Source organism: Bacillus sp. FJAT-27986 (assembly GCF_001685035.1).
Lineage (GTDB): Bacteria > Bacillota > Bacilli > Bacillales > Pradoshiaceae > Pradoshia.
Genome location: NZ_MAYV01000001.1, coordinates 294,394 through 318,812 on the forward strand (window position 1 = coordinate 294,394; position 24,419 = coordinate 318,812).

Genomic DNA, 24,419 nt, shown 5'->3' on the forward strand with positions numbered 1-24,419 from the left:
CCCCCTTTTAGAGCGGATAAACAGATATCTCGTTTCCCTTATCAGTAAATCTCACTGACTGGTAATTTTGATTCAGAGGCATGCTATACTTACCCATTTTTATATAAAGATTAGGGTAGCATGCACCGTTAATAATTAATTCCTCATCGATTTGCAGCTCATAATCTAACATTAATCTCTCTTGCTTAAGTTTTTTCATTTCATCCACTAAAAAATCTTTTGTTTTCCTTTGTTTTTCCAGCAAAAGAGCATCCTTTTTGTCATTCGATAACCTTGTTTTTTCTTCAAGCTTCACAGCTATATACGAGAGTTTCGAGAGTGTTTTTTGCATTTTTTGATAACGAGAATCCAAATCCTGCTTAATCATTTTAATTGCATCATTATTTCCGATATGTATTTCAGTACGTGTATAGTGTAAATTCCCTGCATCCATCAGTTCCACTCTCTTGCCAGCCCTTAAAACTCCGCCTATTAGATGTCCTTTTTTACAGGTAACAGATTTCATGGAAGTTACAAAACTATGGAGAATGGCATGTTGAATAATGATATTACCGCTTGATATTACATTTGCATAGTTTATGTATAAGGCGTATAGATCTCCGCCTGTTCGAATACTGCAATTCTTTTCCCCAGTAATTCCGCCCTTGACAAAAACCGAGCCGCCAACATTAATGTCTGATCCCTCAATCATACCGAAAACTTTTAAATCGCCACCGCACGAAATCGTATAACCGACGGGTATATTGCCCTCAATATACACATTTCCAACAAAATCAATATTGCCTACCTCCAGGCTCAAATCTCCTTTTACATAAAAAACAGGATTAACCTGTATAGTATGACCTACTATACTGATTTGTCCGTTAATCGTTGAATAGAGGCTTGATTCATGTTCAATGACATTGGGTCCCAATTTATAGACGGCTCTTTTGCCTGGTTTCGGTTTGATTTCATTTCCGAAAATATCCATTCCAAATAGACCATAAGTTGGTTGAGATGCAGCCGCAATTTTATCTCCTGTAGAGATGGATGGGATATCCATTACATTTCGGAAGTTAAACGGTTGCTCCCCTGTGTCTATTCCCTTTGTATATTCGAGTTTTAATTCTCCATCCTGTCCGTTTTCCGGTAATTTCCCTTCAGCAATCAATAAAGGAAAAACAACCTGCTCCGTATTCAGTAAATGTACTTTTGTTTCCTTTTTTATGCCAAAGATAATCGGCAAAGAAACAAGCCATTCATCTATTTGTCTATCAGAAACCGATTGTGCCTGATTCCCTATAGGTATAATCCAGGCCTTCATTTTATCTTGGGAAACCTCTAGTTTATATGGAAAATCCATTATTCCACTCCCAAACCAATAGCTTTAGCGGTAGATTGTTTTTGCTAATAACTCTTTTAATTTAAATAGTGCACGTGAATGTATTTGTGAAATTCTCGAAGTCGATAGCTTCAAAATGTAGCCGATCTCTGTAAGAGTCAGCTCCTGCCGATAAAATAAGTCCAACACTAATTGTTCTTTTTCACTTAGCCTATAAATGAGGTCTCCCATCTCTTTGAGCAATTCTTTTTTAACAAGGGCTTCTTCAGGAGATAGCATGCGCTCGTCTTTCACTGTATACGATTGCGCTTCCTGTTCCGAGTGAGTATCATGCGGCTGTTCATCCATTGATAAAATATTGGAAAAGAAATTCTCATTCGTGATTTTGACAACCTCATCCTCTGTAATCCCTAATTCTTCGGCAATTTCAACAGGTGTGATATTACGCATATTCTTCTGCTCTAACGCTTCTATAGTCGAATCTATTAATTTTGCTTTTTCTCTCGTACTTCTTGGCAACCAATCTTCTTTACGCAATCCATCTATAATGGCTCCCCTAATTCGAAAGGAAGCATAGGTCTCAAATTTTAAATCACGGGATGGGTCGAATTTTTCTAAAGCATCAAATAGACCCATATTCGCTAAACTTCTTATATCATCTCTATTCACATTTTTAGGCAGGTTCACTGAAATTCGTTGTACATGATAACTGACCAATGGCAAGTATTTTTTTGCCAATATGTCTCCAGCCTGCGCGTCCCGGCCTTCAAGCCATTTATGCCAATACGTCTGTTCTTCACCGGTATTCACTTGAGACATTTTGACCCTCCCCTTAGTTGGTTTATTATGGTAATTAAATTATAACAAAAAACAACAGATATACATCCGACAAATTTCCCTTAATTTCGCTCTTTACCGAATGAAAACTTAAATAGAGCAGGAACCCTGATTAACCGTACGAATGTGCAATATACTTGTAATCGGATTAAATTCAATTGTTCTTCCACTGTTTCCGCCAACATCTTCAGCAATTATCTGGATATGATTTTCCATAAGCTGAATTTTCACAGCATCTACATTTCGCGGTCCGATTCTCATCAGATCACTTCCTGAACTGAATTGAAACATTTGCGCTCCACCTGCAAGTTTTGCCTTGAGCAATTGACTTTTTATTCCCTTATTCTTGAATTGTTTAATAAGCTCTGGTATTGCAGTATCTGCATATTTTGCTTTATTAAATGTTTTACCTCTGGCAAGTGAGGAATCCGGCAGCATAACATGAACCATTCCTGCTATCTGTTGAGATGGGCAGTAAAGGACAACACCAACACAAGATCCAAGACCGGCTGTTCTAATAATGGAACCCTTATAAGCAAAATTCATATCTGCAATTCCAACGCGGATAATTTCCTGTTCGTGACGAGGATTCATTCCATATTCACTCCCAATGTGGAAAAGAGTGTATCAAATGATTCAGGATCAGGCAGTAAGAAAAAGTGCCCATTTACATCTTTTTCTTCTTTATTATCAGACGCGGTAAAATCCGTATCAATGATAATCGCATAATCGCCAACTTGGGAAAATTCCAGTAATCCATACCCGAGCAAGGCTCCCACCATATCAATCCCCAGCACAGGAACAGAAGGATATATTTTCATACCAGTAAAATCAGACAAGGAAGATAAATACGAGCCAGATAGAATATTGCCCATTTCTGTCAGGGCAGATAAAGAAATTTCATCATCCAATGAATGATCAAAGGAAATTTGATTGGAACCGGTCATTTGGTTAATAAATCTGGTTGCCTGCGATAAAGAAAGGATAAAATACATATTGCCGGTGATGTCACCTTCTATTCTCATGTAAACACTGGCTACAACATTATCCGCTCCTCCTGCAAGCTCCATTGTTTCGTCAAATGTTGCAATTTTCACGGAAGGGACACTCATCATAACCGGTTTGTTCACTAATAGAGATAAAGCAGTCGCAGCATTACCTGCACCGATATTACCAATTTCCTTTAAGGTATCCAGTTGGAGATGTGTTATGGAATCCAGATATGACATGTCCTGCCCGCCTTCTTCCTATATAGATTGTGTTGTTCCAAGTACTTGTAAAATTCGTTCGAGTTTGATTAATATCAACAAACGTTTATCAACCTTAACAACGCCATTTATAAAATCAATCTCCTGCATACCGATAACTTTAGGCTGCGGTTCAATTAAATCAGCCGGAAACTCTAAAACATCCCTGGCTGAATCAACAATCAATCCCACTTCAAATTCATTAAAGGAAATAATGATAATCCTTGAAGACTCATCATATTCTTTTTGCTCTAGGCCAAACCGCATTCGAAGGTCAATAATCGGTGTAATCGTCCCTTTAAGATTAATCACTCCCATCACAAAGGGTTCTACACCCGGAACTCTTGTAATAGTTGATACTTTTTCGATAGACATCACATACTCGACAGGTATTGCATATTCTTTATTCACTAACTCAAAGACTATAACTTTCTGCATCTGTCTATTATCATTGTCAGCCATATAAACTCCTCCTTATCTTACAGCCCTGCTTACTTAACAAGAGAATTGCAATCTATAATCAATGCAACTTGACCATCCCCGAGAATCGTAGCTCCTGAAACAGCGAAGACAGAATTTAAGTAATTACCCAATGATTTTAAAACGATTTCCTGCTGACCAATTAATGAATTGACAACTAACCCGGCCATCTTGTCTCCATTACGCACAATTACTAATGACAAAAAGTCTTCCTCCTCCCGACAACCAGGGATAGAAAGAATTGAATGCAGATACACGAGCGGGATAATCTTACCTCTAAAGTCAATGACATCTTGATTATGTGATCTTAATACTTCTTCTCTTTGGACGATATACGTTTCAATTATGGAAGATAAGGGAATTGCGTACTTTTCATCCTGAACTGCAACTAGCATGACTGATATGATTGATAAGGTAAGTGGCAATTTCACAGAAAAAATAGATCCATATCCTAGGCGTGAATTAATAGACACACTTCCACCAAGAGATTCGATGGTATTTTTCACAACATCTAAGCCAACCCCCCTCCCTGATATATCAGAAATCTCCTTAACTGTGGAAAAACCCGAAGCGAAAAGAAGTTCGTTTTTTTGACGTTCTGTCATGATTTCAGCTTGTTCTTCTGTAATAATTCCTTTATCCACTGCTTTTGTTACAACCACATCTGTATTAATACCAGCGCCATCATCTTCTATTTCTATAAAAACGTGGTTGCCACTATGATAAGCCTTCAGGATGACTGTACCCTCTTCAGGCTTGCCCTTGTCCCGTCTAGCTTCCGGTGTTTCAATACCATGATCCAAAGCGTTTCGTAAAAGATGCAGCAGAGGATCACCAATTTCGTCAATAACAGTCCGGTCTAACTCCGTTTCCGCACCAATAATTTCAAGACGGATGTGTTTATTCAGATTACGCGCAAGCTGCCTGACCATACGCGGAAACCGATTAAAAACTGTTTCTACTGGTACCATCCTCATATTTAGGATTATTGTTTGCATATCACCAGAAATTCTTGTCATATGTTCAACTGTTTCAAACAGCTCTGCATCTTTTAAATCCTTCGAAATTTGTTCGAGTCTTCCGCGATCAATCACTAACTCTTCAAATAGATTCATTAATATGTCAAGGCGCTCAATATTGACCCGTATCGTCTTACTATGAGCCACTGCAGTATTAACAGAGGAAGCTTTTTCATCTTCCTTACCCTTTACCTGCTTTGTTGAATGCACCTGCAGCTGATTCGCATTTTCCAGATCCTTTGTGGCTTTATATTCCTGATTCTTAGATGTCTTATTCGGCACCAGCGAAACTCGTACAGACTCAAGCTCTGATACTTTTAAGATTCTCTGTTCGATATCTTTTGCAGATTGTTTTGATAGGATCGTTGCCGTAAACTCCTGCCCAATATCTTCTTCCTCAAGAACATCGACGGGAGGAACCGACTTAATTACTTCTCCCAGTTCAGCAAAAATTTCATAAACCATAAAAACACGGACTGCTTTTAAGATACAATCATCATTTAAAATTACCTTAACAGAGTAAGCTTTAAAGCCTTGGTCGATTGATTGTTCCATGACCGCCCATTCGTATTCGTCATAAATATCCGCACGGGATTCCATTTCTACCGGAGCACCAGGATGTTCTCTATCTGCAGAACCTATCATAACGATTTGACCTGCTACTATGTTTTCTAAATTTTCTATTGTTAAAGAGACATCTCTTTTTCCGTTTCCACCATCTGCAACCGATAAAACCATTGCTTCCAAATCATCAACAGCTAAAAATACAATGTCTAAAATGTCGGTATTAACTTTTATTCGCTGATTTCGGATCTCATCCAACACATTTTCCATTTGATGAGTTAATCGTGCTAAATCATCAAAACCCATTGTCGCAGACATTCCTTTTAATGTATGGGCTGACCTAAAAATTTCATGCACAATCATGACATCATCAGGATTTTTTTCGAGCTCCAATAATAGTTCATTACAAGTTTGTAAGTGTTCCTTGCTTTCTTCTATAAAAACCTCTAAATATTGATCTAAATCCAAGCTCATTTACCTTCACCTCTCACCCTTACAAATTTCATTCAATACTCCAGCTATATGACCTAGAGGAATTATTTCATCCACCAATCCCGTAGCGATTGCCGCTTTTGGCATACCATAGACCACACAAGTTTCTTCAGATTCAGCAATAATTCTGGACTTTTTAAACTTTCTTAAATTCATAATTCCCTTCGTACCATCTGATCCCATACCTGTCATAATAACGGCTACACATTCGTATACAGGGGGCAGTTCGGAAACTGAATCAAACAAGACATCCACCGATGGACGGTGGCCATTAACGGAATTAGTTTTATCCAATTTGGCAATCAGCACACCAGCTTGAACTGAAGCTTTTAAATGAAATCCACCAGGTGCAATATAGGCTGTTCCATTACATAAAATTTCTCCCTCTTCAGCTTCCTTCACAGTTATTTCTGACAACTCATTTAGTCTCTCAGCCAAGTGTTTTGTAAACCCTTCCGGCATATGCTGTACAATGAGAATAGGTACCGTATTCTTTTTAAGTAATGGCAATACGGTATACAGTGCTCGCGGTCCTCCCGTCGAGGTTCCGATACAAATAATTTTTTGGAAGGGAACATCCGTATTTTTTTCATTGACATTTTCAGTCAGATTCAGTTCCTGTGAAATTTCAGCGATTGGCGGCACATTCATCAGGCGATTATTTTGGTCAAACACGCTCATATTTACTTTGGCAGCCTCTTTCACTTTCTGAATCATTAGACTCTTAATTCTGTGTAAATCCTGTGAAAATGAACCAGAGGGCTTTTCGATAAAATTGACTGCACCAAGCTTCATGCTCTCCATAATCATATCTACACCCGATCTGTTAGTACCGGAAAGCATAACCACAGGCATTGGATTTTTTTCCATGATTACCTGCAATGTCGTTATACCGTCCATTACAGGCATTTCTATATCCAGTGTAATGACATCAGGTTTCAGCTTTTCCATTTTCAAAAGCCCATCTGCTCCATTTCTAGCAATGCCCACCACTTCAATTTGTTCATCTTCTTGTAAAAATTCAGTTATCAACTTTCTCATAAAAGGTGAATCTTCAATGATTAGAACTTTAATAGCAGCCAAATCTTAAGCCTGCCTTTCGAAAAGAAAATTCTTCATCTTTTTCATAAACGAAGCAGGTGAATTGCCCTCTTTATCCACGCTTCCCATATACTGAGCAATGATTTTGTTTAGTGCTTCACTAGATGGAGCCCGAGAATTCAAGAGGATAAATGGAATTTGTCTTATGACTGCTTTTTGTACCGTTTTATCATCTGGCAAAATCCCAAGTGCCACGATTTCTTTATGTAAAAACTGTTGCGCAGCTCTCGTTAAACGTAAAATGACCTCATTACCTTCTTTCCGGCTTGAAGCCCGGTTACAGAGAAGATAGAACGGTGCATCCGTTCTGCTAACAAGATATTTCATCATGGAATAAGCATCCGTTATTGCCGTTGGCTCTGGTGTTGTAATATAAATCAATTCATTCGCAGAAACGATAAATTGCAAGGATTGTTCTGATATTCCCGCACCCATATCCAAAATAATAAAATCATATTCTTCCAGAATGCTTTGAAATTGATGGCTAAAGTGAGCAAATTGTTTTTGATCCATTTTAAAAAAATTTGTTAAACCTGTACCCCCAGGAATATAATGGATTCCTTCAGGCCCAGCAGAAATAGCCATCCTTAGAGGGATCCCCTCATTAAAATGATTTGCTATTGTATATCTGCCCGTTTGGCCTATTAAGATATTGATATTTCCCATTCCTACATCAATATCTATAATCAATACTTTTTTATTTTGCTTAGCGAGTCCAATTGAAAAATTTAATGAAAAATTGGATTTACCGACTCCGCCTTTTCCACTTACAACTGCAATTACTTTGGCAGATGGCTCTTCTTTTTTATATTGTATCTTTTGTCGAAGCAGTTCCGCTTGGTCATACATATAAATGACCTCCACATACCATTTTGACAATTTTGTCCGGGGTGGCAGCAATAATATCATCGGGAACATCTTGTCCATTTGTCATATAAATAACTGGAACATGATGTTTAAGAATAAAATTCACCACGGAACCATGATAGGCAGTTTTATCTAATTTGGTAAAAATAGCTCCGTGAATGGGTATTATGGAAAACTGGTTATAGATCGCTGTCATATCAAACTCTTTGGAAGTAGCGGAAAGGACAAGATATGTCAGCATATCGATATTAAAATCAATCAGCCCTTTAAGTTCCTCAACAAATTCCTGATTTCGAAAATTTCTGCCTGCTGTATCTATAAATACATGATCGTAATGGGCAAAACGCTCAGCAGCTTGTTTAAAATCATCACTGTTATACGCCACTTCGACTGGTACTCTCAATATCTCTGCATATGTTTTCAATTGTTCAATAGCTGCGATTCGATAGGTGTCCGTAGTGATGAACGCAATTTTTTTATTATGCTTAATCACATATTCAGCTGCAATTTTTGCAATTGTAGTGGTTTTCCCAACACCAGTCGGACCTACAATATTTATATATTTTCTCTTAAATAATTGCTCACCATTAACGGCAAAATTCTTTAATTGTTCAAGTAAGTAGATATGGACCAGCTCTGATAGGTCCGCCTTAGTCATTTCAGCAGACCTTTGATTATTCCTCCATTTTCCCAATAGATACTCCAACAGTTTGTCGATTATATGCTTATCCAACTCCATTACAACAAGCTGATGGTGTAATTCTCTTAATGGATCTGGAAAGTGATTGTATTTGGATTCTAGTGATAACATTTGTTTCATATCGTGCAATTTTTTAAGTATTTCATTAGATGGGTTATCGATATCTTTTTTTGTTGAATTGGAAAATTGAACAGGTTGTTCAATTGATTCCTTTTTTATGGATGGAATCGTATCTTTATTTACCTTCGTGAATGTTGTTTTTTTACTTTCCACTGAATCGGTATCCAATGCGGCAATCACTTCAAATGATTTCTTTTTAAATAGACCAAGAATACCATTGCTATTGACTACTTTTGAATTTAATATGACGGCATCATTTCCAAATTCCGCCCGTATTTTACTCATCACTTCTTGCATGGATATCCCTGTAAACTTCTTCACATTCATTCAGCATTCACCACCCCTACACTTTGTACCTCTATATTTGCTTCCAATTCGTTATATGATAGCACCGGAAGCTGCGGGAAATATCTCTCTGTCAGCTGGCGCACATACATCCTTACAGCTGGTGAACATAACAATACAGGTGCCTGATCAAGTAAGGCATGCTCCTCCAGCTTTCCTGCTACTGATTCAAGGATTTTCTGTGAGTTAGTCGGATCTAGCGATAGATAATTACCTTGTTCTGTCTGTTGAACACTGTCGGCAACGATTTTTTCAACTCTTCCAGAAAGAGTTAACACTTTTAAATTATCACCCGTTACATATTGGTTTGTGATTTGACGGGCAAGTGCCTGTCTAACATATTCCGCTAAAATGTCAGTATCATTTGTCATCCTTCCAAAATCAGCTAAGGTTTCAAAAATAACTGGTAGGTTCCTAATTGAGACCTTTTCTCTCAATAATTTAGCCAGAACTTTTTGTATATCACCTACAGATAAAGGATTAGGCGTAACTTCTTCTATTAAAATTGGTGCAGACTCTCTGAGATGCTCAATTAATTGTTTTGTTTCCTGACGCCCAATCAAATCAGCTGCATTTGTTTTAATGACTTCAGTAATATGTGTGGAAACAACTGATGGTGGATCCACAACGGTATAGCCTAGCATTTCAGCATATTCCTTGGTCTCTTCCGTAATCCACTTGGCCGGCAGCCCAAAGGAAGGTTCTATCGTATCAATTCCTTCAATAGAATCATCATCCATTCCTGGAGCCATCGCTAAATAGTGATCTAACAAAAGCTCACCCCTGGCCATTTCAGCACCTTTAATTTTCAGCCTATATTCATTAGGCTTAAGCTGAATATTATCTCTGATTCTTACAACGGGTATAACAAGACCCAATTCAATAGCAAGCTGCCTGCGAATCATAACCACCCTGTCCAAAAGGTCTCCGCCCTGATTGGCATCCGCTAATGGAATTAACCCATAACCGAATTCAAACTCAATCGGATCAATACTGAGAAGACTAATGACGCTTTCCGGACTTTTCATTTCTTCCGCTTCTGCGGTATCATCTGGTTCCAGTTCAGAAACAGTGCTTTCTTTTTGTTGAATAGATGTAGCTTTATAAGCCCCCAAAGCCAATAGACCAGAAATAAATAATGTTAGAAAATTATTAATCGGTGTAAAAAGCCCTAATAACAGAATAGTTCCGGCAGCAATATACAGCATTTGTGGATAAGCAAAAAGCTGAGATGTAATATCTGAAGCAAGATTGCCATCTGATGCTGCTCTCGTCACGATAATACCTGTCGCAGTTGAAATCAGTAAGGCTGGCACCTGACTGACAATCCCGTCCCCTACAGATAAAAGTGAAAATTTCACAGCCGCCTCACCAAATGATAAATCCATTTGCATAACACCGATAATCATTCCGAATATCAGGTTGATTAAGACAATAATAATACTGGCTATGGCGTCACCTTTAACAAACTTGCTGGCACCATCCATCGAACCAAAAAAATCAGCTTCTCTCGACACCTTATCACGTCTGGTTCTCGCCTCTTGTTCAGAAATCATTCCGGCATTTAAATCGGCATCAATACTCATTTGTTTACCTGGCATTGCATCAAGCGTAAATCGGGCTGCCACCTCTGCTACACGTTCAGCCCCTTTTGTAATGACAATGAATTGAATAATGATTAAGATTAGGAAAACGACCAATCCAACGATCACTTGACCGCCAACTACAAAGTCACCGAATACATGAACGACTCCACCGGCATCCCCGTGTGTCAGGATTGCTCTAGTCGTAGAAATATTAAGGCCGAGTCTAAATAACGTGAGGAGCAACAGTAAGGAAGGGAAAATAGAAAATTGCAAAGGTTCCTGTGTATTCATTGAAGTCAATAATACTAATAAGGCAAGAGAAATATTGACCATGATTAAAAAACTTATCAACCATGTTGGTAAAGGGATAATTAACATGGCTACAATCATTATGACGGCTATTAAAACTGATAAATCTCTTGCTCGCATGCTACTTCTCTCCTAACGGGTAATTAATAGAACGTGAATCTATCAATATCTTAGATTAATTATGCTAACTATAATCAAACGGCAAAAATGATATCAGGCTAATCATATTTCCTACGACTTGCCTTTCAGTTTATAGACGTACGCAAGAATCTCAGCCACTCCTTTGTAAAACTCTTCAGGGATTGCCTGACCGATATCTGCCTGATTATACAATGCTCTTGCTAATGGTCTGTTTTCCATCATCGGAATATCATTTTCTTTAGCGACAAGCTTTATTTTCTGGGCAACAAAATCCAGCCCTTTTCCTACTACATATGGTGCATCCAGCTGATTTTCGTCATATTTTAAAGCAATCGCATAGTGGGTCGGATTCGTAATTACTACATCAGCTTTTGGTATCTCCTGCATCATTCTCGACATGGCCATTTCTCTTTGTTTTTGCTTGATTCGAGACTTTATTATCGGATCTCCTTCGATTGTTTTATACTCTTGTTTAATTTCCTGTTTGGACATTCGAATGCTCTTTTCAAAATCGAAACGTTGATAAAGATAGTCCAACAGGGCTAAAAACAATAAAGCTCCCGAAGCAAACAAACCGGTTTTGACTGTAATATCTGCAAGTGTAATTAAGGATGCCCCCATCGTTTTAGTTGAAAGCATCATAATTTCATCCAACCGCGACCAAATAGAATAAAAGGTTATAACTCCAATGACCGTAATCTTTAATATAGATTTGAGCATTTCGACGAGCGCTCTCATTGAAAAAATCCGTTTAAACCCTTTTATTGGGTCAATTTTTTCAAGCTTAAATTGTATAGTTTCGGTTGAAAACATGGCTCCTACCTGCGCAAAATTAGCGATAATTCCGGCTATAAAAGCCGCTAACATAATAGGTCCCAAGATAATAGCCATTTGTTTAAGAAGTTCAATAAGCATTAAATATAAATCCGCTTCTGAATATGAGAAGGTAGCAGATAGATTGATTGGATACTTAAAAATAACTAGTAATCTATCTTTTAAAAAACCACCTGCTATATATAAAATGAGAAATACCCCTAACAAAACAACTGCTGTATTGATATCCTGACTTTTGGCAACCTGCCCTTTTTTCCTTGCATCCTGTCTTTTTTTAGGAGTAGCCTTCTCTGTTTTCTCCCCTGAAAAAAATTGCAAATCCAGTTTTAGTAGGCTCATTCTAACTTCCTCCAAGCAGATGCATAAGCGAACGCATTCCTTCCAATGTTGTATTCAAAAGCCCTTTTACCAGAAGTAAGATGGTTCCCATCGTAATAGTTAACAAAATTAAACTGACAAATATTTTGATTGGAAAACCAATAACAAATATATTCATTTGCGGCACCGTTCTTGCTACAATACCTAGTGCTATATCTACCAAAAACAAACTTCCAACAATTGGGATAGACATTTGAAAAGCAATGATAAATGACTGTGTAAAGAATTGAATCATCAATGTGAGGATTTGCTCATTTCCAAACGGAAGAAAATCTGTTGACAAAGGGATGAATTCATAGCTGTAAAAAATTCCGTCCAATAACAAATGATGTCCGTCAATCGCCAGCAAAAAAAGGAGTGCAAATGTATAAAGATATTGACCCATTAAGGGACTTTGAACCCCTGTCTGCGGATCAATGACATTAGCCATTGAAAAGCCCATCTGAAAATCAATGAATCCTCCGGCTGTTTGAACAGCTGAGAACATCATATACGCAAAAAAGCCAATCATTAATCCGACTAAGGCTTCTTTTAACACCAATAAAAGATATAAACCGTCAATTTCAAAGCCTGGAGAAGATACCGTATAATACATAATCCAGGCGAGCAGAGCACTGATTCCTAAGCGATGCTGTGCAGGAATCGTTCTATATGAAAAGATAGGCATTGTAATAAAAAAGGATGCAAGACGTACAAAAATCAATAAGTATACACTAAATTTGGGAACAATCTCTTCCATAGCCTATCCTACAAACTTCGTTAGATTATTAAAAATGTCAGCCGTGTAAGAGAGCATTTTACTCAGCATCCATGGCCCAAAAAATACAATGCCCAACAAAACAGCGACGATTTTCGGAATAAAAGCTAACGTTTGCTCCTGGATTTGTGTGGTCGCCTGAAAAATACTGACAATTAAACCAATCCCAAGAGCTAGGATCAGTAAGGGAGCACTTATGATTAATACAGTATAAATCCCCTTTTCAGCCAATGAAATTACTGCTTCTGATGTCATCTTTCTCTCACCTGCCTAAAAACTTTGTAATAAAGATTTAACAACTAAATACCATCCATCGACCATCACAAACAGTAAGATTTTAAAGGGTAATGAGATCATGACCGGCGGTAGCATCATCATACCCATGGACATTAGAACACTCGCCACAATCATGTCTATCACCAGAAATGGGATAAAAATCATGAAGCCAATTTGAAAGGCTGTTTTCATTTCACTGATCGCGAATGCAGGTACCAGCGTAGTTAAAGAAATATCTTCAATTGATTCAGGTGTATCCGCCTTAGAATATTCCAGGAATAGCTGTAAATCCTTTTGCCTTGTATGTTTACTCATAAACTCCTTAAAGGGCCCTGCTGCCTTTTCATATGCTTCTTCCAGCTTTATTTCATCCTTAAAAAGCGGTTGAAGCGCCTCATCATTCACTTCAGATAAAACCGGTGCCATTACAAAAAATGTAATGAAGAGCGATAATCCGATCAACACTTGTGTAGGGGGCATTTGCTGTGTCGATAAAGCTGTCCTTACAAAGCCCAGAACAATAACAATTCTTGTAAAACAGGTCATTAAAATTAAAATGCTTGGTGCAAGAGAAAGAACCGTTAATAACAGGAGCAGCTTAACTGATGTAGAAACGGTATCGGCATCCCCACTGCTAAAGAGAGTCATTAAGTCATTCATCTCGGTGTGTTCCTTTCTTGCTTATTTCTTTTGTAATCTGTTTGCGGTCTTCCTTTAGTTGTTTCAACTGTTCATTAAATTGACTTTTGAACGACTTCTCCGTTTGCCTGGAAGTTTTTATTTTCCATTTATCAATGAGCTTGCCTGCAAGGTCCATTGGGGCAATCTGAGTTTCTAATTTCTGATTATGTTCTTCAATTAGCTTGCTGTATTCTTCCTTATCATCAATCACATTGAGTAATTGAACCGAGTCTCCAACACCTACAATGTAGATTTTCTCCCCAACCCTTACCATCTGGACAGAGCGATTTCCACCTAACGGAGTCCCTCCCAGGTTTTCAATAGTTTGGCCGTGCTGATATCCACGATTCTTTTTATTAATGACGCGCAGAAGAATGTACATTAATCCAGCAACAAATAGTAGGGCGAATACCATTCTAAAGATATCTCCAATTGTAATTCCAATGTCATTTGTCTCATTTTCAGCTGAATCAGAGATACTGTTATTATTGGTCTGGTCGATATCCCCTGTCTCTGTCTTACGATCTTTAGTATTGTAATAACTGTCCACACTTTGGCTGCCATTGTCTGGCGCTGCATTTACTGCAATTTCTTTGAATGGTGCAGTAATGGCAAAACACAAAATGAAGAAAAGAATAACCTTTATATAGCTTGGCATCCGTTGCACGTTTACTTCCCCTCTTTACGATAAAGCTTTGCTGATTGCCTCCAAAACTCGGTCAGCTGCAAAAGGTTTTACAATAAAATCCTTTGCACCTGCCTGAATAGCATCAATAACCATTGCCTGCTGACCCATTGCCGTTAGTAAACTATCAATCATGCGGACACCTGTTTCAATTCCCTCATTAATAGGCGGACGTGACATTGGATTTGGAGGATCCTGCTCCGTTGCTGTAGAGGATAAACCGTATGGAAGTGACCCTCCATCAAGTGGGTTTCCGATAGCATCAAGTGCCTTGCCTATTAAACCTGTTCCTACTTTGATCTCGAGCGGTTTACGAGTCGCCTCGACAATAGAGCCGGGTGCTATCTCACTTACAACACTATAGGGCATTAAAATGACAATCTCATCCCGGAATCCTACTACTTCAGCCTTTACCTTGTTCTTTTTGCCGGTATGGATCAAGCATACATCTCCAATTGAGCTGGCCGGCCCCTGAGACTCAATCATAAGACCTACCACTCTTTTAATTCGCCCATATCTCTTAAACGTATCGAGAGTATCAATTTGATCTATTAATTGAGAGACTTTCATGAGAGGTCCTCCTCAAGGATTTCCTGAAGCTTAATTCTGATTTGTTCCAGCTGTTCATCCACACTTGCTACCAAACGTCCATTGGATGATTCAATTACACATCCATTTCCTTCTAACTCATCATTCGGATAGATATAAAACTCTGTTTCTCTTGGAAATAAGGACATTAATTCTTTTTTATGTGTTAAGACAAAAGAGTAATGAAGCGGAGGAATATGTAATTCAATATTTTTATATTCTCGCGCTTCCTTAATTGCTTTTTTCACAATAAATAAATAATCTTCCTCATTTTCGTCTAAGTGCTGATTCATAATTTTTTCAGCTACCTTTATTCCGAGGTTGAGGATGGTAAACTCAGACTTTTCCACAACAGATTGGTATTCTTTTTTAGCTTGGTTCATTGTCTCTTGTGCAAGGTTCAGCATGTGCTGATATTCTCTTTTTGAGTCCGAAGCACCCTGTTCCTTGCCAATGAGATACCCTTCCTGTCTGGCCTCTTCAATGAGAATTTGTTTTTCCTTATCCCATTGCTTTACTTCTTCCTGTATCTTTAGATAAACTTGATCAGCCTGTTTCTGAGCTTCTAAAACAATTGCCTCAGCTTTTTGATTAGCTTCCATCAAGAGCCGATTTAGATCAGAAGCTACTGACTCTTCTTGAAAAAGGGACTCATTCTGTTCATTCATTATTTTTTTAATCTGGATTATTTTCTTCTCTTGCATATGTGTTTCTGTATAATGGGACTTTATAATTCTAGACAATAATGTCATCTCCCCCACCACGGGCTAGGACGATTTCACCGGCATCCTCAAGGCGTCGAATAATCGCAACAATTCTTGACTGCGCTTCTTCTACATCCCGTAAACGAACCGGTCCCATAAATTCCATCTCTTCTGTAAATGTATCGACCATCCGTTTGGACATGTTTTTATAAACAATTTCCTTAACCTCTTCACTGGCGACTTTAAGAGACAGCATTAAATCTTCGTTTTCTACATCTTTAATCACCCTTTGGATGGCTCTATTATCCAAGGTGACAATGTCTTCGAATACAAACATTCGTTTCTTAATTTCTTCAGCCAATTCAGGATCCTGTATTTCTAAAGCATCCAAAATGGTTCTTTCTGTTGAACGATCAACGCCATTTAACACTTCTACAACGGCTTCAATTCCACCGGTTTGCGTATAGTCTTGCGTAACAGTAGCAGATAGCTTTCGTTCTAGAATTTGTTCTACCTCATTGATGATTTCAGGCGAGGTGCTGTCCATTAAGGCAATCCGTTTCGCTACATCTGCCTGCATATCCTGAGGAAGCTCTGATAAAATCTGTCCTGCCTGTCCCGCTTCCAAATAAGATAGTATTAAGGCAATCGTTTGAGGATGCTCATTCTGTATAAAATTCAGAATTTGACCTGGATCTGCTTTTCTAACAAAATCAAAGGGCTTCACCTGCAGAGATGATGTTAAGCGATTGATAATGGCCTGTGCCTGGTCACTGCCCAATGCTTTTTCTAATACAGTTTTGGCATAACCAATTCCACCCTGAGAAATGTAATCCTGTGCCAGCGCAATCGTATGGAATTCATCTACGATGTCTTCCTTCTCTTTTGGGCCTACCTTTCGTACGCCTGAAATTTCTAAGGTCAGCTTTTCAATTTCCTCTTCCGATAAATGCTTATAAACATTTGCAGATACATCCGGCCCCATTGAAATGAGCAGGACTGCAGCCTTTTGTTTTCCCGTTAGACCACTTTTTTTATCTCTGATAGACATGTCTTCTTACCCCCTAGTCTTCCGTAATCCATGATCTTAAGAGTTTCGCAAATTCATCAGGCTTTTCTTTCGCCAATTTTTCTAGTTGCTTTCTTTTAACAGTGGCTTCTGATTCTGCTTCGTCTTCAATATCGGCTACCAAAACAGGAGGGATCGGTTCTTCATATTGTTCTATCTCAATTTCTTTATTTTTTCTGGATTTGATAATAAAAATCAAAAGCAGAATAATCGCTAAACATAATACACCGCCAATTACATAAATCCACCACGGAGTACTGTTTTCCTGCTGTTCGTCAAATGTAACTTTCCCATTAAATGGCTGGATGGAAATCGCAATTTTTTCCTCTAATTGATCATCTGTTAGAGGATTTTCATTTTCTGATTTATCGATACTTGTTCGCACAATCGTCCCCAAAATATCTCTTATATCAGTTATTCTTTCTTCTGGGAGAGAGTTGGTGTCATTAGCATCAGGTGGTTCAACCATAACCTGAATCCCCAAATCTCTTACTTTGTATGGAGATTCACTAATCTCTTTACGTATTCGGTTAACCTCTGTGTTTACTGTTTCCTCAGTCTTCTCATAATCACCATTTCCATTTGATCCTTCAAGATACTGCGATCCCAGTGAGTCTGAAGGATCTTCAGTAACAGGTGTACCGCCTTCTGCTCCTGTTTCGCCTGTATAGGTCTCTGATAGTTTTTGGGCACTGATCGTCAGGCCTTCCATATTCTCTTCATCCACGGGTTCCACAAGATTTTCTTCTCTATTTTCTTGGGTAAAATCCACATCAGCTGTTACAGAAACAACAACTTTATCGTTACCCATGATCGTTCCAAGCATACTTTGAACTCTGCGTTGTATATCCTTCTCAATCTCTTTCTTTATTTCATTTTGGGATGCAAAACTATCCGTACTATTGCTGCCACTATTATTTAAATCAAAGTACTCAAAGTATTGATTCATAATGACGATATTATCTGTAGGAAGATTTGGGACGCTTTTTGATACTAAATGATATAAGGCTTGTATTTGCTTCTCTTCAAATTCCTGTCCAGGCTTTGTATTTAATACTATGGAAGCCGAGGCCTCCTCTTTTGTATCACTAACGAATACCCCCTTATCAGGGAGGGTGAGAATAACCTCAGCACCTTGAACTCCTTCTATCCCTTTAATAAGGCCTGCTATTTCATTCTGCATAGCATCCTGTTTAATGACATTAAATTCATTATCAGTCATACCAAAGCTTGCATTTTCACTGAAATATGAATAATCTATGCTTCCTGACTTCGGAATACCCTCTGCAGCAAGCTCAACTAGCAACGTATCTGCCATTTCACTTGGAACTAGTATCGTACTGCCATTATCAGCGATTTCCGACGTGATTCCTCTGCCATCCAGATTCTCTTTTATAGATCCAGTTTCTGTTGGTGAAAGATCACTATATAGAGGAACGAGCGTTGTTCTTGAAGTAAGAAAAACAACCGCTGCAGCAATTAGTATTACTGCAGCCATCATACTGATATAGAGTGTTTTCTGTTTACTTGAACGGCTCTTCCAAAAATCTTTTATTTGATTTCCAATTTTTATGAACGTTTCCTTCATCGTGATCCCCCGAACTTAGCTTTTGCATCAATATTAACGTCCACAGAGACTTCCCTGTCATATGTAGGGAATATTAATTTCGTTGGGACAATGCATATATTATTTTTCTACATGCTCATTCTCATTATTTCCTGATAAGCTTCGACTGCTTTATTGCGGACTTCCATAGCCGCCTGCAGCGTTATACTCGCTTTTTGGGATGTAATCATTACATTATGCAAATCAACATTTTCACCAAGTGCTAATTTTTGTGTCATCGTAGCTGATTCTTGCTGAGTCGTATTAATTTCTTCAATAGATTTCTTTAGGACGGACGCAAAAGATTTTTGAGATTCGTATGGTGTAGTATTGGGTGAGTTAGGTAGTTTTTGAGTAAAAATTGAAGAAACAGAGTTGTTTAATTGAATTGGTTCCATCCCTTATAGCCCCCTAATTTTATTTTCCTATTTCAAGTGCTTTCATCATCATCCCTTTGGATGCATTGAATACTGTAATATTCGCTTCATATGACCTTGTTGCACTGATTAAATCAACTGTCTCACGCAATGGATCAACATTGGGCATTTTAACGTACCCCGTGTCTGGATCAGCATCTGCATGGGCTGGATCATAGACCAGTTTATAATCGGGCTCCTCGATATAACCAGCTTCATTGGCTGCCTGATTGCCAGGGTCGTAAACCATATTGACATCTTCCTTAATCGCAGCAACTCTAACACCATTACCAACAGAAGAATTATTTGTTTTATTCATAGCTGTATTCAAAAAATTAGAAAACCCATTATCCTTTGTTTGCAATTCAATTGATTTCCTTTGATAAGGTTGCCATTCACCATCAACATACTTGCCTCTTGTTGTTTCAGCGTTGGCCATATTGGATGAAATCACATCCATACGCAGTCGCTGTGCTGTTAACGCACTGGATGTAATGTTCATGCCAGTGAACAAACCCATACCTACTTACCTCCCTGTATAACACTTTTTAATGTTTGAAAATTGCCATTCAGCCGTTCAATCAATGCATTGTAATAGATTTGGTTAGTAGCCAAATCGCTCATTTCACTATCCATATCCACACTGTTTCCTGTACTATTGTAATTCCGACTGTTACTGGTTACTTGAATGGCACTGCTTCCTGTTTTCTTAAATTCAAAGTGCCTGCTATCGGTTTTAAAGGATTGATTATTTATTTGTGCTGCTTGATCTAATTCAGATTTAAAACTCACATTTTTTGCTTTATAGTTAGGCGTGTCGACATTTGCAATATTTTGGGAGATAGCTTTTGATTTTAATGACGAGTAATTCAACCCTTGTTCAAGCAAGCTGACTGTGTTGGAAAAAAGCTTCATTTTATCACCCTTTCATACTTAGAGAGTTTTCCCTACTCTATTAGTTAATTCATTTTCTACGACAAATCCTTCTATATATTGAACATATATCCAATATACTACTATATTCACTATTATTTTACAGAGTAATATTACATATTTCTTTATTTTAAGTATAAATAAGACAAAATAGTCACATTTATAAATTATTTGTCATAATTTATATTAAAGAAAATTAACATAAAATGATAAGTACAATAGTCCTATTTTGACCAAGAGTTTTTGAATTTACCTGGCTATTTTCACATTTTGTTCAAATTTCAACTAACAAAAAAACGAACCCATTTTTAGGAGTTCGTTTTTTTTCATTACTAATAGAAGTAAATAAAGTAAGTTTGAAAACCCTTCATTGATTTCCCATTATTAAGTAATAAGAGTGCAATAACAATTACTATCAACATCTTACGTTAAATGATATTGTATTGATGTTAATTACAAGTCCAACCGACTTCTTTTATCCAGTAACAAAAAAACCGAAGTCACTTTTTGACTTCGGTCTTTCTATTTGCTGTATTAGCGTTTTAATCCTTCGAGCTCGTTTAAGAATTTAGCATTCAATACTTTGATATAAGTACCTTTCATACCTAAAGAGCGAGATTCGATAACACCGGCACTTTCTAACTTTCTTAATGCGTTAACAATAACAGAACGCGTAATTCCTACTCGGTCAGCTATTTTGGAAGCAACTAATAAACCTTCATTACCTTTTAATTCTTCAAAGATATGCTCAATAGCTTCTAATTCACTGTAAGATAATGAACTGATAGCCATTTGAACAACAGCCTTGCTTCTAGCTTCCTCTTCAATTTCTTCTGCCTTTTCACGCAAAATTTCCATTCCAACAACAGTAGCACCGTATTCACCTAGAATCAAATCATCGTCAGCGAATTTTTGTTCTACACGGGATAGAATTAATGTACCAAGGCGCTCACCGCCGCCTACGATAGGAATAATTGTAGTCCAGCCTGATTTAAATAACTCTTTGTTTTCTACAGGGAAAGCTGTATATTCGCTTTCAACATCAAGATTGGAAGATGTTTCTTTAATATTGAAAAGATTATTTGTATATTCTTCAGGAAATTGACGATCTTCGAGCATTTTTTTCATACGCTCATTTTCAATTTGTTGGTTTATTTGAAAACCAAGTAATTTTCCTCTGCGGCTAACTACGAAGATATTCGCCTGAATTACTTCGCTTAAGCTTTCAGCCATTTCTTTAAAGTTAACTTGCTTTCCGCCTGTTTGTTGCAGCATCGAGTTTATTTTTCTTGTTTTATTCAGTAAATCCATTGTTTACTTCCTCCTATAATGTCTTCTTTTATGGATATTTATCAAGTTTATTGAGTGAACAGGATAATGGAAAAGAGTAAAATGTAACTAATTAGTTGTACCCTTGAGCAATAATCTGAAACATCAAACTACTTATAATATAAACTCACTTAAGTCTTTATTTTTAGATATTGCGCCCAGTTTTTCATCCACATACTTAGGGGTAATCATAATATGCCCCATAGAAATTTCAGGAGCTTCAAATGATAAGTCCTCTAAAAGCTTTTCCATAATAGTATGTAATCTTCTTGCTCCAATGTTATCCGTGTTTTGGTTCACTTCAAAGGCAACCTCGGCTATCCTACGAATAGCTTCGTCTGAAAATTCAATTTCTATACCTTCTGTTTCTAATAATGCTATATATTGTTTAATCAAAGCATTGTCAGGTTCTATTAACACTTTATAAAAATCATCCACAGATAATTTTTTAAGTTCTACTCTGATTGGAAAACGACCTTGCAGTTCAGGAATAAGGTCAGAAGGCTTTGCAATATGGAAAGCACCTGCAGCAATAAATAACACGTGATCCGTTTTAACAGTACCGTATTTCGTTACGACTGTCGAACCTTCAACAACAGGAAGAATATCTCTTTGGACTCCCTCTCTCGATACGTCTGCTGAAGAGGCACCGCCGCTCTTACTCGCTATTTTATCGATTTCATCAATAAAGATGATACCAGTCTGTTCAGCTCGTTCAATAGCTACCTGTGTTACCTCATCCATATCAATCAATTTTTGCGCTTCTTCATTTGCCAATACCTTACGTGCATCTTTAATAGCTAGTTTTCGTTTTTTCTGCTTTTTAGGCATTAGATTACTGAATGCATCCTGCATATTCATACCCATTTGTTCCATACCGGATCCCTGAAGCATATCGAACATTGATGGAGGCTGTTCTTCTACCTCTACAGTAATTACTTCTTCTTCTAACTCACCTTTTAATAAACGCTCTTTGATTAATCTGCGTTTTTCATATATATTTCTTTCATCTTCCTGATTATCTTGATCAGATGGATTGGAAGTATCACCTGAACCGCCGAATATCATCTCGAAAGGATTTTTAAAGGAAGACGACTTTTTGCCTGAAGGTACTAACAATTCTACAATTCGATTGTTAGCATTTTCTAATGCTTTATCCTTCACTTCCAGCATTCTTTCTTCTTTTACAAGTCTAACAGAAGTTTCAGCTAAATCACGCACCATGCTTTCTACATCACGTCCGACATAGCCAACTTCTGTGAATTTTGTTGCTTCCACTTTAATAAAAGGGGCTTTAACAATTTTAGCAATTCGACGAGCTATCTCAGTTTTCCCAACACCAGTCGGTCCAATCATAAGGATATTTTTCGGTACAACCTCATCACGCATGTTTTCTTTTAAGAGACCGCGTCGATACCTATTTCTTAATGCTATAGCGACTGCTCTTTTAGCATCCGCTTGCCCAATTATGTATTGATCCAATTTCTCAACTATTTGTCTCGGTGTTAGATTTTTGATGTCCTGTTTCATTATGACCCTCCTTTGTTCATAGCTCTTCCAAAATAATATTAGAATTCGTATATACACAAATTTCAGATGCAATTGTTAACGAAGCATGAGCAATTTCTCGGGCTGTCATATTTTCACCGGAAAAACGTTTCAGGGCACGTCCAGCGGCCAGCGCATAATTCCCACCGGAACCAATCGCCAATATACCATCATCAGGCTCAATCACTTCTCCGGTACCTGAAATCAGCAGCATATGATTGGTATCCATTACGATTAACATAGCTTCAAGCTTACGTAAAACTTTATCGCTTCTCCAGGATTTAGCAAGTTCAACCGCTGCACGCTGTAAGTTTCCATTATATTCATGTAACTTATTCTCGAACATTTCAAATAATGAAAAAGCATCCGCAACTGAGCCTGCAAAACCGGCTAACACTTTTCCATTAAATAATTTTCTCACTTTTTTTGCAGTGTGTTTCATTACAACGGCATTTCCCATTGTTACCTGACCATCACCAGCCATAGCACATTCCCCATTATGTTGCACTGCAAAAATGGTAGTAGCATGAAATTGTTCCATAATACAACTCTCCCTTACTAAAATTAAGGCAAATATCTTTAAGCTCTCGGATGGCTGTTTCTATAAACTTCTCTTAGTCTTTCCTTACTGACATGCGTATAAACCTGCGTCGCCTGTATGGAGGAATGACCGAGAAGTTCCTGTACAGAGCGTATATCCGCACCGCTATTTAATAGGTGTGTCGCAAAACTATGCCGCAGCATATGTGGATATAGATGTTTATTAACGGAAGCTTTATCTATAATATTCGTTAAAATATACCGAACACCCCTTGGAGTTAAAGGGTTACCTCTTTGGTTAACAAACAGAAACGTGTGCTGTTGTGAAGATTTTTGTATCAATTCATTTCTGGGTCCTTCAATATATTCCTGCAATGCTTTTTTAGCATGTTCACCAAAAGGAATATAACGATCCTTCTTCCCCTTCCCATGAGCAAGAACAGTCATAAGAGAAAAATCCAAATCCCCCAGTTCCACACTGCAACATTCACTTACCCTCATACCTGTGGCATACAAAAGTTCTAATATAGCCAAGTCCCGCTTTCCTATGGTCGAAGTATGATCGATAGCTGAAAATATCGCTTCCATCTCTTCTTCATACATAAACCTAGGCAGCCTCTGTTCCTTTTTTGGCAATGAAAGCATTGCAAATGGATTTTCATCCACCATATTTTCCCTCATGAGAAACTTATAAAACGATCGTAAGCAAGATATTTTCCTGCTGATACTTCTTTTAGACAAATTACGTTCAGTGAGATTCGTAACATATAATCGAGCATCGGGATATGTGACTGTTTTCAAACTGGAAATAACTTGTTCACTCATGAACAAGAAAAATTCCTCTATATCCTGTTTGTAATATGCAATAGTATATTTTGAATAGTTTTTTTCGATTTGTAAATACTTTATATAAAATTCTAAAGAAGTTCCATTATTCAAAAAAGTC

General features: G+C 37.7%; 25 protein-coding genes and 2 pseudogenes. All 27 read right to left on the reverse strand.

Annotated elements, in window-relative coordinates; translation table 11 throughout:
• Positions 1-7: 7 nt before the first annotated feature.
• Positions 8-1,342 carry a DUF342 domain-containing protein gene (locus A8L44_RS01325; protein WP_066100380.1) on the reverse strand — a complete coding sequence of 445 codons (1,335 nt, stop codon included), beginning with the start codon at positions 1,340-1,342 and terminating at the stop codon, positions 8-10.
• A gap of 24 nt (positions 1,343-1,366) precedes the next feature.
• Positions 1,367-2,140: a FliA/WhiG family RNA polymerase sigma factor gene (locus A8L44_RS01330; RefSeq protein WP_066100385.1), complete on the reverse strand. Its 774-nt coding sequence runs from the start codon at positions 2,138-2,140 to the stop codon at positions 1,367-1,369.
• A gap of 108 nt (positions 2,141-2,248) precedes the next feature.
• Entirely contained in the window at positions 2,249-2,752 is a 504-nt protein-coding gene (locus A8L44_RS01335; RefSeq protein WP_066100389.1) for a chemotaxis protein CheD, read from the reverse strand.
• Complete coding sequence (locus A8L44_RS01340; protein WP_066100392.1) at positions 2,749-3,387, reverse strand: chemotaxis protein CheC; 639 nt, start codon at positions 3,385-3,387, stop codon at positions 2,749-2,751. Before A8L44_RS01340 ends, A8L44_RS01335 begins: the two co-directional genes overlap by 4 nt.
• 18 nt (positions 3,388-3,405) lie before the next feature.
• The gene (locus A8L44_RS01345; RefSeq protein WP_066100398.1) at positions 3,406-3,867 is read right to left on the reverse strand and encodes a chemotaxis protein CheW; all 462 of its coding nucleotides are present in this window, start codon (positions 3,865-3,867) and stop codon (positions 3,406-3,408) included.
• Between the two features lie 29 nt (positions 3,868-3,896).
• On the reverse strand, positions 3,897-5,936 hold the full coding sequence (locus A8L44_RS01350; RefSeq protein ID WP_066102276.1) for a chemotaxis protein CheA: 2,040 nt from the start codon (positions 5,934-5,936) through the stop codon (positions 3,897-3,899).
• A gap of 12 nt (positions 5,937-5,948) precedes the next feature.
• Entirely contained in the window at positions 5,949-7,043 is a 1,095-nt protein-coding gene (locus A8L44_RS01355; RefSeq protein WP_066100401.1) for a protein-glutamate methylesterase/protein-glutamine glutaminase, read from the reverse strand.
• Positions 7,044-7,046: 3 nt separating this feature from the next.
• On the reverse strand, positions 7,047-7,910 hold the full coding sequence (locus A8L44_RS01360; protein ID WP_066100404.1) for a MinD/ParA family protein: 864 nt from the start codon (positions 7,908-7,910) through the stop codon (positions 7,047-7,049).
• Positions 7,903-9,075, reverse strand: coding sequence for a flagellar biosynthesis protein FlhF (gene flhF, locus A8L44_RS01365; protein ID WP_066100408.1), 1,173 nt, complete (start codon positions 9,073-9,075; stop codon positions 7,903-7,905). Before flhF ends, A8L44_RS01360 begins: the two co-directional genes overlap by 8 nt.
• Positions 9,072-11,108, reverse strand: a complete 2,037-nt coding sequence (gene flhA, locus A8L44_RS01370; RefSeq protein WP_066100412.1) for a flagellar biosynthesis protein FlhA — start codon at positions 11,106-11,108, stop codon at positions 9,072-9,074. Before flhA ends, flhF begins: the two co-directional genes overlap by 4 nt.
• A 111-nt stretch (positions 11,109-11,219) precedes the next feature.
• On the reverse strand, positions 11,220-12,302 hold the full coding sequence (flhB, locus tag A8L44_RS01375; protein ID WP_066100417.1) for a flagellar biosynthesis protein FlhB: 1,083 nt from the start codon (positions 12,300-12,302) through the stop codon (positions 11,220-11,222).
• A 1-nt stretch (position 12,303) separates the two neighbouring features.
• Complete coding sequence (gene fliR / locus A8L44_RS01380; RefSeq protein ID WP_066100420.1) at positions 12,304-13,080, reverse strand: flagellar biosynthetic protein FliR; 777 nt, start codon at positions 13,078-13,080, stop codon at positions 12,304-12,306.
• Positions 13,081-13,083: 3 nt separating this feature from the next.
• On the reverse strand, positions 13,084-13,353 hold the full coding sequence (gene fliQ / locus A8L44_RS01385; protein ID WP_066100423.1) for a flagellar biosynthesis protein FliQ: 270 nt from the start codon (positions 13,351-13,353) through the stop codon (positions 13,084-13,086).
• Positions 13,354-13,368: 15 nt separating this feature from the next.
• Positions 13,369-14,034 (reverse strand): flagellar type III secretion system pore protein FliP, encoded by a 666-nt coding sequence (gene fliP, locus A8L44_RS01390; protein ID WP_066100426.1) that lies wholly within the window; start codon positions 14,032-14,034, stop codon positions 13,369-13,371.
• A complete protein-coding gene (locus A8L44_RS01395; protein ID WP_254654688.1) occupies positions 14,027-14,713 on the reverse strand; it encodes a flagellar biosynthetic protein FliO in 687 nt (228 codons plus the stop codon). The genes fliP and A8L44_RS01395 overlap by 8 nt, the downstream gene beginning before the upstream one ends.
• A 24-nt stretch (positions 14,714-14,737) precedes the next feature.
• Positions 14,738-14,857, reverse strand: a pseudogene (locus tag A8L44_RS19535) (two-component system response regulator); the annotation flags it as partial.
• Positions 14,855-15,310 (reverse strand): annotated as a pseudogene (gene fliI / locus A8L44_RS01400) (flagellum-specific ATP synthase FliI); the annotation flags it as partial. The pseudogenes fliI and A8L44_RS19535, both read right to left, overlap by 3 nt.
• On the reverse strand, positions 15,307-16,071 hold the full coding sequence (fliH, locus tag A8L44_RS01405) for a flagellar assembly protein FliH (RefSeq protein ID WP_066102279.1): 765 nt from the start codon (positions 16,069-16,071) through the stop codon (positions 15,307-15,309). The gene fliH and the pseudogene fliI, both read right to left, overlap by 4 nt.
• Complete coding sequence (gene fliG / locus A8L44_RS01410) at positions 16,064-17,083, reverse strand: flagellar motor switch protein FliG (protein WP_066100433.1); 1,020 nt, start codon at positions 17,081-17,083, stop codon at positions 16,064-16,066. The genes fliH and fliG overlap by 8 nt, the downstream gene beginning before the upstream one ends.
• 13 nt (positions 17,084-17,096) lie before the next feature.
• The gene (fliF, locus tag A8L44_RS01415) at positions 17,097-18,689 is read right to left on the reverse strand and encodes a flagellar basal-body MS-ring/collar protein FliF (protein ID WP_066100434.1); all 1,593 of its coding nucleotides are present in this window, start codon (positions 18,687-18,689) and stop codon (positions 17,097-17,099) included.
• Positions 18,690-18,796: 107 nt separating this feature from the next.
• Positions 18,797-19,105, reverse strand: coding sequence for a flagellar hook-basal body complex protein FliE (gene fliE, locus A8L44_RS01420; protein WP_066100437.1), 309 nt, complete (start codon positions 19,103-19,105; stop codon positions 18,797-18,799).
• 19 nt (positions 19,106-19,124) lie between these two features.
• Entirely contained in the window at positions 19,125-19,643 is a 519-nt protein-coding gene (locus A8L44_RS01425; protein WP_066100440.1) for a flagellar basal body rod protein FlgC, read from the reverse strand.
• 2 nt (positions 19,644-19,645) lie between these two features.
• Positions 19,646-20,038, reverse strand: coding sequence for a flagellar basal body rod protein FlgB (flgB, locus tag A8L44_RS01430; RefSeq protein WP_066100443.1), 393 nt, complete (start codon positions 20,036-20,038; stop codon positions 19,646-19,648).
• 552 nt (positions 20,039-20,590) lie between these two features.
• The gene (codY, locus tag A8L44_RS01435) at positions 20,591-21,367 is read right to left on the reverse strand and encodes a GTP-sensing pleiotropic transcriptional regulator CodY (protein ID WP_066100446.1); all 777 of its coding nucleotides are present in this window, start codon (positions 21,365-21,367) and stop codon (positions 20,591-20,593) included.
• A 132-nt stretch (positions 21,368-21,499) separates the two neighbouring features.
• On the reverse strand, positions 21,500-22,915 hold the full coding sequence (gene hslU, locus A8L44_RS01440; protein WP_066100449.1) for an HslU--HslV peptidase ATPase subunit: 1,416 nt from the start codon (positions 22,913-22,915) through the stop codon (positions 21,500-21,502).
• Positions 22,916-22,931: 16 nt separating this feature from the next.
• A complete protein-coding gene (hslV, locus tag A8L44_RS01445; RefSeq protein WP_066100452.1) occupies positions 22,932-23,474 on the reverse strand; it encodes an ATP-dependent protease subunit HslV in 543 nt (180 codons plus the stop codon).
• Between the two features lie 38 nt (positions 23,475-23,512).
• Complete coding sequence (gene xerC / locus A8L44_RS01450; RefSeq protein WP_066100455.1) at positions 23,513-24,412, reverse strand: tyrosine recombinase XerC; 900 nt, start codon at positions 24,410-24,412, stop codon at positions 23,513-23,515.
• Between the last annotated feature and the right edge of the window lie 7 nt (positions 24,413-24,419).